Genomic DNA, 12,817 nt, shown 5'->3' on the forward strand with positions numbered 1-12,817 from the left:
TACCGCTGTGCGCGTACCGGGCAGGGACCGCGGTCCGCCGAACGGACGACCGTGCGGCCGGGCCCCCGCCGGTACGTGCGGGCCCACAGGGATCGCACCTTAGTCAGGCAAGGCTTACCTTGGCAAAGGGAATCCGCCGGTCGGCGGGCGGAGTTGGCCCGTCGGCGGACGTGGAGACGGTCCTGGGCAAGCCGGTTCGGGCGTCCCGTGGCGCAAGCCGCTCAGCGGAAGTCCTGGGCATGGCCGAGCATCCATGGGCGGAAGGTGCGGGCGGGCCGGCCGGTGACCCGCACCGGCCCTGACGGCTCCCGGGCCCCGCGTGACCGGGCGGCCCGGGGTCCGAGAGGGCCTGTGGGAGCGCGGGGACCAGGACGACCGGAGCGGTCAGGGGATCAGCACCACCTTGTCGGCCTCGCCGGAGTCGAAGAGACGGAAACCCCTGGGCGCCTCGGCGAGCGACAGCCGGTGCGAGATGACGAAGGTCGGGTCGAGACGGCCGCCGCGGATGAGCCGCATCAGGGTGTCCCGTTCGGCGATCGGGTCCCCGACGGCGAACCGCAGGGTGAGTTCCTTGGCGAACGCCGTCCTGGTCGGCAGGGGCATCGCGTCGGAGGCGTGCGCGCCGACCGCGCAGACGGTGCCCCGGGGGCGGACGAGGTCGAGCGCGGTCAGCAGCGCGGTGTCCGTACCGACGGCCTCCAGGACGGCGTCGGGACCCTGGCCCTCGGTGAGGTCCGCGATCAGCCCGCGCAGGTCGTCACCGGGGGCGAAGGTGTCCGCGCCGCGTCCGGCGGCGATCTTGCGGCGGCGCTCCAGCGGGTCGACGGCGAGGACCCGGCCCGCGCCGAGTATCCAGGCGGCCTCCAGCGCCATCAGGCCCACCGGTCCGCAGCCGACCACGGCGACGGTGTCCCCGGGGCGCACCCCGGCCCCTACGGCACAGGCGTAGCCGGTGGCGAGGACGTCCCCGATCAGCAGGGCCCGTTCGTCCCCCACGTCGTCGGGGATGGGGTGGAGCACGGTGTCGGCGAAGGGGACCCGCACGTATTCGGCGTGTCCTCCGGGGACCGCGTGGTCGCCGACGACGGTGTCGTAGCCGAACAGCGCGACCTGGGGGCACTGGTAGTGGTGGCCCAGTCCGCAGGCGCGGCAGCGTCCGCAGGCGATGACGTCCGAGGCGACGACCCGGTCGCCGGGCCGCAGCCCGTGGGCCTCGGGTCCGACGGCCTCGACCACTCCGGTGAACTCGTGTCCCGTGACGGTGCCCGGGGTGAAGGTGTCCATCTCACCTCGGTAGGGGTGCAGATCGGTGCCGCAGATCGCGCTGCGGACGACCCGGACCACCGCGTCGCGCGGCTGCTCCACGCGGGGTGCGGGGACATCGTCGTCGATCGCCACCCGGTACGCCCCGTGCCAGCGCAGCGCTCTCATATGTCCTCCTGGCGGGGGCCGAGGGGCGGGGTGTCCCGCCAGAACAGCAGCCGGACGTCCTTCGGCTCCAGCGACACCTCTTGCGTGGTACCGGTCCCGCCGGTGGGCGGTGCGGGGCGGCGCAGGGTGGTGCGGACCGGTTCGGGCGCGTGGTTGACGACCACGGCGCAGCGTTCGTCGCCGTGTCCGAGGACGGTGGTCTCCACGCACGGGTCGTCGGCGGTGAGGGGTGCCACCACCGCGGCGGCGCGCGCGATCTCGGCGTAGAGCTGGTGCCACGGTGCCGTGTCGAGCCGGTGGGGCGCGTTGAGCTGGGCCTCCAGCGGGGCGTTGAGGTAGTAGGCGGTGCCCCGGCCGAGGCGGTGGCGGGTCAGGGCGGGTGAGCCGTCGGCGAAGGTGGCCAGCACATCGGCGCCCGCCGCGTCGAGGACGGGGACCGGTCCGGGTTCCCAGTCCAGCGGAAGGCTGACACCGGCCCAGGTGAGTTCGGCGTGGGACGCGGTGTCCAGGGTGAAGTCCCGGACGCGGACCCCGAAGAGTTCCTCGTCCCCGGCGGCGTCGAGCACGCTCCCGGTGGTGTAGAGGAGGGTTCCGCCGGAGCGGACGTACCGTTCGAGCCGCTGCCGGTCGGCGAGCGTCAGCCGGCGGACCGAGGGGCAGATCAGCAGGGTGTGTCCGTCGGGTTCGGGGCCGCCTGCGCCGAGGAACTCGTGCGGGAGGTGGGCCTGTTGCAGCAGCAGATGGGCGTAGAACGCGGCGGGCGCGTCGCTGCCGGCCGGGGTCAGATAGCCCGCGTCGCCGCGTGGGGTGTGCTCGGGGAGCAGGACGCCGACGGGGGCGGGCAGGGGACGGAATCCGGCGAGTTCGCCGCGGACCCGGCGGGCGAAGGCCCGGTACTCGGTGAGCGCCGGTTTCTCCCGGCCGTCGGCGGTGAGCAGCCCGACCCGGCGCTCTCCCGGCCGCAGGGCGTACGGTTTGGCCTCGGTGGTGAAGTCCTGCCAGCACCAGACGGCGGTGCCGACGGCCCCGGCCGCGAACGCGCTGTGCGCGGCGGCCCGCAGATACCGGGCGCCGGTGGCCTCGTCGCAGCCGTAGCTGCCCAGTTCGTCCACGAGGACGGGCCGGTGGGCGGTGCCGCGCCGCACCAGGTAGGGCACGAACGCGCTGGCCTTGCGGGCGTCGTTGGACTCGATGTGGAAGGGGGTCCACAGCGGGAAGCCGTGCAGTCCCACCAGGTCGAGGGGGTCCGCGTGCTCGGGGCGGAAGGCGTGCGCGCCGATCACCGAGGAGGGTTCGTTGGCCTGGAGGACGAGTGCGCCGGGGTGGGCGTCGCGGATCTCCGTCGCGAGCCCGGCCCACCAGGCGCGGGCCTCGCCCGGGTCGTAGGAGGCGGCGGAGGCCGGGTCGACATGGATGATCTCGTCGCCGAGGTCGTACGCCAGGATGTTCGGCGCGTCCCGCAGCGCGGTGGCGGCGTGCCGGACGAACGCGCGCTGTCGCTCGGCCACTTCGGGGTCGCGCCACAGGTCGCGGCCGTCGAGCCAGGGCGGGTCGAAGCGCTGGCCGTTCATCCAGACGGTGAGCAGCGAGGGCAGACAGAGCAGGCCGTGCCGGTCGGCGGTGCGGACCAGTTCCCGCAGCCGGTCGGTCATCAGCGGGTCGTGGCCGCCCTCCTTGGGTTCGAAGTCGGCCCAGAAGACGAAGAACCGTACGGTGTCGATGCCGAGTTCGGCCATCCGGCGGAAGTCGGCGTCGACGCGGGCGCCGTCCCAGTCCCGCCAGTAGCCGCAACCGGTGGGTGAGGGATGGTAGTTGACGCCGATGCTGAAGAAGGGGCGGCCGTCGCGGTGCGGGACGCCGTCGACAAGGGTGACCTGGGTGTTCACTCGGCCGGACGCCATGCGGCGCTCACCGCCTCGGCGACCCGCCTGACCTGCGGGCTGCCCATCCCGGCGTGCATGGGCAGGGAGAGTTGCCGTTCCATGATGTCCTCGGTGACGGGCAGACTGCCGGGCCCCACGTCGTAGCGTTCGCGGTAGGCGGTGAAGAGGTGGGTCGGGGGGTAGTGGACGGCGGTCTGCACGCCCGAGGCGCGGAGTTGTTCGCGCAGCGCCTCGCGGTCGATGCCGGGGGGCAGCACCACGGGGAACAGATGGTGGGCGCCGTCCTCGACCGGCCGGTCGGCGTACGGCACGACGAGGCCGGGGAGCCCGGAGAGCCGTTCGCGGTACTCGCGGACGGCGGCGCGGCGGTGGGCCTGGGCGGCGGGGAACGCGTCGAGCTGGACGCGGCCGATGGCGCAGGCGATTTCGCCCGGGCGGTAGTTGAGTCCGAAGCCGTCGACGTCGTACAGGGCGGGTCCGCCGTGGTGGCGGCGGTGGGCGCTGACGGTCAGGGCGTGGGAGCGCAGCCGCCGGACGGTCGCGCGCAGGGCGGGGTCCCGGGCGACGACCATGCCGCCTTCGCCCATGGCGAGGTTCTTGGTGGCGAAGAAGCTGTAGCAGCCGATGTCGCCGACGGTCCCGAGCATGCCCTGTGCGGTGGCGGTGGCGGGGGCGTGGGCGGCGTCCTCGATCAGGGCGAGTCCGTGGGCGCGGCACAGGGCGCCGAGGGCGGTGAGGTCGGCGGCGTGTCCCGCGTAGTGGACCGCGACGACGGCCCGGGTGCGGGGGGTGATCCTGCGGGCCACGTCGGCGGGGTCGATGCCGAGGTCGTGCGGGCCGTGGACCTCGGCGAAGACGGGGGTGGCGCCGGTCAGCGCGACGACGGCGGCCGTGGAGACGAAGGTGAGCGACGGCATCACCACCTCGTCGCCGGGGCCGAGCCCGAGGGCGAGGACCGCGAGGTGCAGGGCGGCGGTGCCGCTGCTGACTGCGACGGCGTCCTCGACGCCGAGGGCGGCGGCGTACTTCCCCTCGAAGTCCTCGGTGACGGGACCGGAGGAGAGCCAGCCGGAGCGCAGGACCTCGGTGGCCGCCTCGATCTCGGCGTCCCCGAACACGGGCTGGTACAGCGGGATGTCGAAGCCGGTCATACGCCGTGCACCTCCGGTCGGGACGCGGCCGGGCGGGCCGCGGTGTGGCGTTCGGCGGCCGGGGCGCCGCCCAGGTAGCGGGTGCGGTCGGCGCGCAGCGCCTCGGAGGCGAGGGCGAGCTGTTCGGGGGTGCCGATGTCGCGCCATTCGCCGTCGTGGACATAGCCCTCGACGCGTTCGCCCTTGCCTCGGGCGTGTTCGAGGAGGGCGGGCATGTCGTACGGGCCGTGCGGGAGGTAGTCGAGGAGGGCGGGTTCCAGGACGTAGACGCCGCCGCTGACGAGATAGCTCAGCCGGGGTTTCTCCTGGAAGTCGGTGACGCGTTGCTCGTCGTCGATCTCGACGACGCCGTGGGCGATGTCGGTGGCCTGGCGGCTGAGTGCGACGGTCGCGATGGCCTGCGATTTCTTGTGCCGGGTCCACAGGTCGGCGAAGTCGATGTCGGTGAGCAGGTCGGCGTTCATCACCAGGGTGGAGTCCTCGAACGGCGGTAGCAGGGCGAGGGGGCCCGCCGTGCCGAGGGGTTCGTCCTCGTGCCGGAAGTCGAGTTCCAGACCGGACCAGTGGTCGCCGCCGAAGGCGGCCCTGATGGTGTCGGCGCGGTAGCGGAGCGACAGGGTCACATGGGTGAAGCCGGCGCTCCTCAGCTGCGCCAGGATGATGTGCAGGATGGGTGTGCCGTCCACCGGCATAAGGGGTTTGGGGACGGTGAGGGTGGCGGGCCGTAGCCGGCGGCCCTCGCCGCCGGCCAGTACCACTGCTCTCATCGGAGCCTCTCCGTCTTGCGGCGGGTGGCGATCAGCGTGCGGTAGACGGTGTCGACGCGGTCGGCGATCGCGTCCCATCCGAGTTCGCGGCGCACCCGGTCCTGGGCGTGGCGTCCCATGGCGTGCCGTTCGGCGGGGTGGGCGAGGAGCCGTCCCACGGCTTCGGCGACGGGCCGGGGTGCGGGGTCCACGAGCAGTCCGTCGCGGCCGTGGTGAACCACCTCGCCGCTGCCGAGGAAGCGGGAGGCGACGACGGGTTTGCCGCAGGCCCACGCCTCCACATAGACGAGCGGGAAGATGTCGACGGTCGACGGGACGCACACCAGGTCGCAGGCGGCGAGCGCGCTGTGCTTGGTGTCCTCGTCGACCATCCCGAGTTCCACGATCCGCGGGTCGGCGTGGCGGGCGAAGAGGGCGGCGCAGTCGTTGTCCCAGCGGGGGCCGAGGAACACGAAGCGGGTGTCCGGGTGCTGCGCCCAGATGCGGCGGGTCGCCTCCAGCAGGGTGACGTAGCCCTTGGAGCGCATCTTCCGGCCGAGGAACAGCACCATCGGTCCGTCGATACCGTGTGCGGCGCGGAATCCGTCCGGGTCGGCGGTGCCCGGGAGATGGGGTCCCTGGCCGACGATGTGCAGGGCGGACGCGGCGACCCCGGCGCCGTGCAGCATGTCGTGTTCGGCGGTGGACAGGGCGAACACGGCGTCGGCGGCGCGGCAGCCGTCCAGGACGGTCTCCCGGTCGGGCCATACCTCGGGGGCGGACGCGGGGGTGACGGCGAACGGCACTCCCCAGGCGCGGGCGAGGTCCAGTCCGGCGGCGATGTCCCTCGGGTGGAAGGCGTCCACGGCGTGGACGACGTCCGGGGGCACGGCCGCGTCGGGGGTGGCGGGCAGGGGTTCCACCCGTACGCCCGTCTCCTTCATGAAGCGGGCGGTGTCCTCGCCGACGGCGCCGGTCCAGATCCCGGTGTCCCAGCCGCGCCCGCCCATGGACGCGGCGAGGTGCTGGGTCATCAGTTCGGCGCCCGCGCGTCCGGGGAAGTAGCCGCGGTGGACGTACCGTACGCGCACCCGGCTCACGCTCCCGTTCCGCGCGCGGCGAGGTCCTCCGCGTACCAGGCGTGGGTGCGGCGCAGCCCTTCGCGCAGGTCCACGGCCGGCCGGTGTCCGGTGAGTTCCCGCAGCCGGGTCAGATCGGGCAGCCGCCGCTGGGGGGACAGCGGGGGCGCGGACCGGATGTCGAGTTCCGGATGGCGTCCGACGGTGTCGAAGGTGTGGCGGGCGAGGTCCTCGATGACGACCTCCTCCTCGTCGTTGCCGACGTTGACGAGCAGGGTCTCCTTGGTGGGCAGCGCGGTCAGCGCGACGATCGCCTCGACCGCGTCGGTCACGTAGCAGAACGCCCGGGTCTGGTCGGCGCCGTGGATCTCGAACGGGTCGGCGCCGCTGAGGAGCCGTTCGATGAACTGCGGGATCACATGGTCGTAGCCCATCCGGGGCCCGTACACATTGTGGAAGCGGACCATCCGCAGGGCGAAGCCGTGGGTGCGGGCGTACGTCCGGCAGAGCACTTCGCCCGTGATCTTGCTGAAGCCGTACGAGGAGCGGGACACCGTGGGGTCCGGCATCAGCAGCGGTACGTCCTCGGTGGTGGGCACGGGCGCGGCCCCGGCCTCCACGCTCCCGGCGTACGCCTCGCTGGAGGAGGCGAAGCAGAGGGTGGCCCCGCTCAGTCCGGCGAACCAGTCGAGGAGGTGGATGGTGGTGAGCAGATTGGTGCGCAGCACCCGGCGGGGGTCGTCGTTGGAGTGGACGACGCCCACGACCGCGGCCAGGTGGTAGACCTCGGAGTAGTCGTCGGCGAGGAGTCCGGGCGGTACGGGTGTCGTCAGGTCGTGCTCGACGAGGGTGACCCGGCCGAGCAGTTCGGACAGCTGGGCGTCGGAGCGGCCCCGGCTGAAGTCGTCGAGGAGGGTGACGTCGCAGCTGTCGGCGAGCCTGCGGGCCAGATGCAGTCCGATGAAGCCCGCGCCGCCGGTGATCAGGATCTTCTTACGCACGACCGAGCCTCATCGCCTTCGTCGAGGACGGGAGGACCCGCCAGGTGTCGTAGACCACCGCGGGCGCCGCCATCCGGGCGACGAGGCCGTCGGCGTCGAGGTCGCCGTACCGGACGTGGTCGTTGAGGAGGATCACCGCGTGGGAGCCGGTGAATCCCTCCGTGATGCCGGTGACCTTCACACCGAGGGCTTCGATGCGCTCGGGGGGCACCACGAAGTCATGGCCGACGATCTCCCCGACCCGGCCCCTCAGATACTCCAGCAGCGGCTCGTACGGGGCGCCCCGCAGGTCGTCGGTCTCGGGGCGGCCCTTGTAGGCGAACCCGGAGAGCAGCACCCTGGCGGTGGCCGGGTCCTGGCCCTGGTCGCGCAGTGCGGCGAGGACGCGTTCCCCGACGAGACGCGGCATGGACTCGTTGAGGGTGCGGGCCGCGGTCACCAGGTCGGGGGTGTGGTCGTGCCCGGCGACCGAGTAGCGCAGCAGATAGGGGTCCTTGGTGAGGCAGCTGCCGCCGACGAAGCCGGGCTTGTGGATGGTGGGCCTCGGATAGTCCTGGTTGGCGGAGCCGATGACCTCCATCGCGTCGAGGCCCAGCTTCTCGGCGATCAGGGCGACCTCGTTGCCGAAGCCGTAGATGAGGTCGGTGTGGCAGTTGCAGACCAGCTTGATCAGTTCGGCGGTCTCCAGCGACGAGACCTGCACGACCTCGTCGGTGAGGGTGCCGAAGAGGTCCGCCGCGCGCTTGGTGGCCTCGTCGGTCAGTCCGCCGACGATCTGCGGCAGCGACAGGATCTCCGCGAGTGCCTGGCCCTGGATGGTGCGTTCCGGGCAGAAGGCGAGCAGCGGTTCGGGGGTGCGGCGGCCGAGGATGGGCAGCACCAGACCGCGTGAGGTGCCGACCGGTACGGTGCTGCGCACGATGACCACGGTGGTGTCGTCGATGCCGTCCGCGATCGACTCGGTGGCCGACCGCAGATGGCTGAGATCGGGTGTGGTGCCGCCCGTCTCGATGGGGGTGCCGACACAGATGATGACGACGGGCGGCAGGGCCGCCCCGTCGATGTCGGAGGTGACGGCGAAGGTCCCCGCGCCGACCCCTTCCGCGACGGCCTCGGCGACCCCGGGCTCCGCGAGCCGGAGTTCGCCCCGGGCGAGTTCGCCCGCCACGGCCGGATTCCGCTCGTAGCCGAGTACACGCCTGCCGGTGGTCAGCAGGGCGGCGGCGAGTGTGACGCCGACGTAGCCCAGCCCGACGACGCAGATGTCGAAGTCCTCGTACGACCTGCGCGATTGCATGGATCATCTCCCTGGGTACGGCTCGGTCATGGTCGGGTGCGGCGACGCCGTGCGTTCACGGTCCGCCCGGCGCGGGCACCGACGGCTTCTCCAGGGTCTGGAGGCCGCCGTCCACCAGATGCCAGAAGAGGCTCTCCCCCAGTTCGGCCGAGGCGCCGGTGGTGGAGGACAGGACCCCCTGGTGCGAGATCGCCGCCTCGTCCACGGGGTGCCGGTACACCCCCGCCGCGGGCGGACTGGGGTTGACGGGGCGTTCCGGGCGGACCACGTCCGGCCGCAGGTACATCATCAGACTGGTCTCGGTGACCCCGGCGTGTTCCGCGTGCCACCCCGGGAACGCGGGGAGGTGCTCACCGAGCCAGCCGTCGGTCACCAGGCTCCACCAGCTGAACGCGACCACCTCGGTCGCGGGGAACAGGGTGCCCGGCGCACAGCCGTCGAGCGCCTCGAACAGCAGGCCCTCGTTCTCGTAGTGCCCGTTGACGACGACGAGCCGCGCGGGCCGCAGCCGGGCGAGGGAACGCAGCGCGTCGGTCAGATAGTCGATGAACGCGGCGCCGCCGATATGGACGGTGCCCGGGAAGTGCAGTCCGCCGCCGCTGTGCGGCAGCGACCGGGCGGACAGCGGCTGACCGGGCAGCGCGAGTCCGCCGGTCTCCGCCGCCAGCTGCCGCGCCAGCGCGTCGGGGATGTCCATGTCGACCGACAGCGGAAGGTGCGGTCCGTGCTGTTCCAGACCGCCCACCGGCCAGACGAGGGTGGCGCCGCGGACCCGGTCGGGCACTTCGGGGCTGGTCAGATCACCGTACCGGGGTACGTTCGTCGCGCGTTGCCGCATCGCTCTCCTCTCCTGTCCTGGTGACGCTGCGCCCCACCACGTCCGCGACCGTGCCGCCGCGGGCGGCCAGCCAGCGGTCGAAGCCCTCGCGGATCTCAAGGAACGTGGTGTGCATCCGGGTGTGCAGCGCCGTGTACACCTGGACGGCGTCGGCGCCCACGCTGAGGTACTCCGCCACATCGGCGGCGTCCCGTACCCCGCCGCTGCCGAGCACCGGGACACGGAGTCCGGCGCGGCGCAGTGCGTAGATCTCGGCGAGGACCAGCGGTTTGATCCCCGGCCCCGAGTAGCCGAACGCCCCGCCGAGGGTCACTTCCCCGGTATCCGCGTCGACCGCGAGCCCGGCGATGGTGTCGCTGAGGGTGATGGCGTCCGCGCCGGCGGCCAGGGCGGCGTCGATGCGTTCCCGGGAGTGTTCCCCGATGGCCAGTTTGACGCTGATGGGTACGGGGGTGACCCGGCGCACCGCACGGGTGTACGCGGCGACGCGCTCGGGGGTGTCGTGCAGTCCGTCGGCTTCGTTGAGGCAGGAGATGCCGAGTTCCAGGGCGGGGCTGCCCGCGTCGGTCACCCGTGCGGCGAGGGCCGCGAGTTCTTCGGGTGAGTCGGCGTGCACGGAGGCGATGACGGGGAGCGCGTCGTCCGCGAATCTGCGGAGCATCGCGCACCATTCGTCGATCCCGCGCCGGGAGTAGGTGGTGCTGTTGAGCATTCCGGTGGGCAGCCGCAGCAGTCGTTCCTGCCCGGACGGTCCGGGGCTCGGGTGGATGGTCTTGGTGACGACGGCGCCCGCGCCGGCGTCGAGCAGCCTGCGGATGTTGCGCTCCTGGTCGGTGAGCAGACCCGAGCCGACGACGACGGGCGAGGAGAGCCGCAGCCCGAGGACACGCACCGCGGCCGGTCCGTCCGGGGCGGCACTCACTTGGTCATCACGACCTCACGTCCCAGTTTGTCGATCAGCCGGAGCAGTTCCACCGGGTCGCGGTGGGCGACGGCCAGGTCGAGGACGGTGACGTCGGCGACCGACGGCAGCCCGCGCAGCAGATGGCTGGCGTTCGCGGCGAGCGGCGCGGGGGTCACCACGACGATGGGCTTGCCCAGCGCGGAGGCCCAGCCGAGTTCGACATGGGTGCCGTCGGTGCGCATGAGGTCCCCGTCGCCGTCGACCGGCAGCACGGGCACGAACACATCGCAGCGGCGCATCCAGCCGAGGTCGCGCACACTGACCTGGTCCGGGGTGAACAGGGGGGTGTCCTCGCCGAACTTCTCCGCGACATGGGCGGAGAACACGGTGGCGCCCACCGCGGTGACCCTGCCGATGATGCCGCTGATGGCGTCCTGCAACGGGGTGTGGAACCCGTCGTCGCGGATGGCGTGCTGGATGGGGCCGCCGACGAAGACCTTGACCCCGGTCAGGTCGATGCCGTCCGTCTCGTCGACGCCGACCCGTGTGGTGTCACTCATGACGTCTCCTGCTCTGATTGGCTAAGCGCGAAGTGGTGGACCTTGAGCTGGGTGTACTCGTTGAGGCCCCAGCGGCCGTACTCGACGCCGATCCCCGAGTGCCGGTGACCGCCGAAGGGCACGTCGTGGCGCAGCGCGCCGTGGGTGTTGACCCACACGGTTCCGCTGTGGGCCCGGGAGGCCAGGGCCTTCGCCTCGGTCTCGTCGCCCCACAGGGAGAACCCCAGTCCGTAGGGGGAGGCGTTGGCGCGGTGGAGTGCCTCGTCCAGGTCGTCGTAGGGGAGGACCGGGACGACCGGGCCGAACTGCTCCTCCTCCTCCAGGCGGGTGCCGGGCGGGAGGCCGGTGACGACGGTGGGCGGGTAGAACCATCCCGGCCGGTCGGGGACCCGGCCGCCGGCGAGGACCCGGCCGCCGGAGCGCACCGCGTCGTCGACGAGCGCGGCCACCCGGTCGCGCTCGTCACGGCTGACGAGCGGACCGTACTCGGTGGCCGGGTCGAGTCCGTCGCCGAGCACCGCGGAGCGGGCGAGTCCGGCCATGGCCTCGGCGAGCGCGAGATGCGTGTCCCGGGGGGCGTAGACGCGTTTGACGGCGGCGCAGTACTGGCCGGTGTTCGCCATGGACCGCTGGAACAGTTCCCGGGCGGTGGCGACGGGGTCGGCCCCCGGCAGCACCACGGCCGGGTCGTTGCCGCCGAGTTCGAGCACGATCCGTTTGAGGTCGGTCGCCGCCTGCCGGGCGATGGCGCGGCCGGTGCCGACCGAACCGGTGAAGGACACCAGCCGCACGGTGTCGTGGACGGTGAGCCGGGCCCCGAGTTCCGCCGCGCCGTTGACGACCTGGAGGACACCGGGCGGCAGCACCCCGGCCAGCACCTCCCCCATCCGCAGACTGGACAGCGGGGTGACGGGCGACGGTTTGAGGACCACGGTGTTCCCGGCCAGCAGGGCGGGCGCGATCTTGCACACGGCCAGCAGGATCGGGAAGTTGGAGGGCGCGATCGCGGCGACGACACCGTGCGGCACCCGTTCCAGGGTGACGTGGGCGGCCCGGTCGTCGACCAGGTTCCTGGAGGTCAGTTCCAGTCGCGCGGTCTGCGCGAACCAGTCGGCGGCGAGCTCGACCTCGGCACGGGCGTGCCGCAGGGGTTTGCCCTGCTCCCTGGTGAGGAGATCGGCGACGGGTTCCACGGCGGCCCGCAACGCGCGATGACAGGCGAGCAGCCGTTCCTTGCGCAGTTCCGCGGGCGCCGCCGCCCAGCCGGGAAAGGCGCGGTCCGCGTCGGCCAGGACGATGTCGAGTTCCCCGGCCGTGCAGACCGGGGCGTGCGCGAAGACCTCGCCGAGCGCGGGGTTCTCCACGGGCGCCGTACCCGGGGGCGGGGGACCGCCCGGCGCCGGGGCCACGGTGGTCGCGGACGGTCCGGCCGCGTGGGCGCACATCAGCCGTTCTCCGTCCGTGCGAGCGGGCCGGCGGTACCGGGCCCGGGATACGGGGGGTTGTCTGGTGGGGTCGAGGGGGACATCTGCTCCCGCCTGATCGGGGTGACATAGAGCGACGTAGGACGACATGGGCAGCGTGAAACGGCGTGGTGCGGCGAAGCGGGCACTGCGGGGGTACGGGCCGCCGGCACACCGGCCACGCCGACCCGTCGAGGACGGGATCCGGGGCGGTGCGCCGGGAACGCGGCACGGGGCCGACCCGGGGAACACCTCGACCGGTGGAACGACTTCGGGCGTGCGGCCGGACTTCGCAGCGGGAACAGGAGTGGAACGATTCCGGTGGGTACCGTCCGGCGTCGCGCTGCCGGATCACCCTCCCGGGACCGTCACCCCTGTGCCGTTGCGCCCGCCCGGTCCGGCGGCCCGTCGAACAGTCTGACCGCTGGGCGGGACGACGGGCACCCCCACTTCCGACCATGGCC

Annotated in this window: 11 protein-coding genes; all 11 read right to left on the minus strand. The window is 72.8% G+C overall.

What is annotated here, in order from left to right; translation table 11 throughout:
- Positions 1-384: 384 nt before the first annotated feature.
- Genes AB852_RS16800 through AB852_RS16850 form a run of 11 tightly spaced genes read right to left on the minus strand, consistent with a single transcriptional unit; the run spans position 385 to position 12,335 of the window.
- Positions 385-1,431 carry an alcohol dehydrogenase family protein gene (locus AB852_RS16800; RefSeq protein ID WP_073788903.1) on the minus strand — a complete coding sequence of 349 codons (1,047 nt, stop codon included), beginning with the start codon at positions 1,429-1,431 and terminating at the stop codon, positions 385-387.
- Positions 1,428-3,332: a beta-galactosidase trimerization domain-containing protein gene (locus tag AB852_RS16805; protein ID WP_073788905.1), complete on the minus strand. Its 1,905-nt coding sequence runs from the start codon at positions 3,330-3,332 to the stop codon at positions 1,428-1,430. Before AB852_RS16805 ends, AB852_RS16800 begins: the two co-directional genes overlap by 4 nt.
- Entirely contained in the window at positions 3,314-4,465 is a 1,152-nt protein-coding gene (locus AB852_RS16810; protein ID WP_073788907.1) for a DegT/DnrJ/EryC1/StrS family aminotransferase, read from the minus strand. The genes AB852_RS16805 and AB852_RS16810 overlap by 19 nt, the downstream gene beginning before the upstream one ends.
- Positions 4,462-5,232, minus strand: coding sequence for a nucleotidyltransferase family protein (locus AB852_RS16815; RefSeq protein ID WP_178391036.1), 771 nt, complete (start codon positions 5,230-5,232; stop codon positions 4,462-4,464). Before AB852_RS16815 ends, AB852_RS16810 begins: the two co-directional genes overlap by 4 nt.
- Positions 5,229-6,311 carry a glycosyltransferase family 4 protein gene (locus AB852_RS16820; RefSeq protein ID WP_073788911.1) on the minus strand — a complete coding sequence of 361 codons (1,083 nt, stop codon included), beginning with the start codon at positions 6,309-6,311 and terminating at the stop codon, positions 5,229-5,231. Before AB852_RS16820 ends, AB852_RS16815 begins: the two co-directional genes overlap by 4 nt.
- Positions 6,308-7,291, minus strand: coding sequence for an NAD-dependent epimerase/dehydratase family protein (locus AB852_RS16825; RefSeq protein WP_073788913.1), 984 nt, complete (start codon positions 7,289-7,291; stop codon positions 6,308-6,310). The genes AB852_RS16820 and AB852_RS16825 overlap by 4 nt, the downstream gene beginning before the upstream one ends.
- Positions 7,284-8,588 (minus strand): nucleotide sugar dehydrogenase, encoded by a 1,305-nt coding sequence (locus AB852_RS16830; protein ID WP_073788915.1) that lies wholly within the window; start codon positions 8,586-8,588, stop codon positions 7,284-7,286. Before AB852_RS16830 ends, AB852_RS16825 begins: the two co-directional genes overlap by 8 nt.
- A 55-nt stretch (positions 8,589-8,643) precedes the next feature.
- On the minus strand, positions 8,644-9,426 hold the full coding sequence (locus AB852_RS16835; RefSeq protein ID WP_073788917.1) for a creatininase family protein: 783 nt from the start codon (positions 9,424-9,426) through the stop codon (positions 8,644-8,646).
- Positions 9,389-10,348 carry a tRNA-dihydrouridine synthase gene (locus AB852_RS16840; protein ID WP_073788919.1) on the minus strand — a complete coding sequence of 320 codons (960 nt, stop codon included), beginning with the start codon at positions 10,346-10,348 and terminating at the stop codon, positions 9,389-9,391. Before AB852_RS16840 ends, AB852_RS16835 begins: the two co-directional genes overlap by 38 nt.
- A complete protein-coding gene (locus AB852_RS16845; RefSeq protein ID WP_073788921.1) occupies positions 10,345-10,890 on the minus strand; it encodes a nucleoside 2-deoxyribosyltransferase in 546 nt (181 codons plus the stop codon). Before AB852_RS16845 ends, AB852_RS16840 begins: the two co-directional genes overlap by 4 nt.
- Positions 10,887-12,335, minus strand: a complete 1,449-nt coding sequence (locus tag AB852_RS16850) for an aldehyde dehydrogenase family protein (RefSeq protein WP_079184677.1) — start codon at positions 12,333-12,335, stop codon at positions 10,887-10,889. The genes AB852_RS16845 and AB852_RS16850 overlap by 4 nt, the downstream gene beginning before the upstream one ends.
- Positions 12,336-12,817: the final 482 nt, after the last annotated feature.

Source organism: Streptomyces uncialis, from assembly GCF_001905345.1.
GTDB classification, from domain to species: domain Bacteria; phylum Actinomycetota; class Actinomycetes; order Streptomycetales; family Streptomycetaceae; genus Streptomyces; species Streptomyces uncialis.

Coding starts and splice junctions, on each gene's coding strand:
- AB852_RS16800 (WP_073788903.1), bottom strand. CDS start 1,431: ATGAGAGCGCTGCGCTGGCACGGGGCGTACCGGGTGGCGATCGACGAC.
- AB852_RS16805 (WP_073788905.1), bottom strand. CDS start 3,332: ATGGCGTCCGGCCGAGTGAACACCCAGGTCACCCTTGTCGACGGCGTC.
- AB852_RS16810 (WP_073788907.1), bottom strand. CDS start 4,465: ATGACCGGCTTCGACATCCCGCTGTACCAGCCCGTGTTCGGGGACGCC.
- AB852_RS16815 (WP_178391036.1), bottom strand. CDS start 5,232: ATGAGAGCAGTGGTACTGGCCGGCGGCGAGGGCCGCCGGCTACGGCCC.
- AB852_RS16830 (WP_073788915.1), bottom strand. CDS start 8,588: ATGCAATCGCGCAGGTCGTACGAGGACTTCGACATCTGCGTCGTCGGG.
- AB852_RS16835 (WP_073788917.1), bottom strand. CDS start 9,426: ATGCGGCAACGCGCGACGAACGTACCCCGGTACGGTGATCTGACCAGC.
- AB852_RS16845 (WP_073788921.1), bottom strand. CDS start 10,890: ATGAGTGACACCACACGGGTCGGCGTCGACGAGACGGACGGCATCGAC.
- AB852_RS16850 (WP_079184677.1), bottom strand. CDS start 12,335: ATGTGCGCCCACGCGGCCGGACCGTCCGCGACCACCGTGGCCCCGGCG.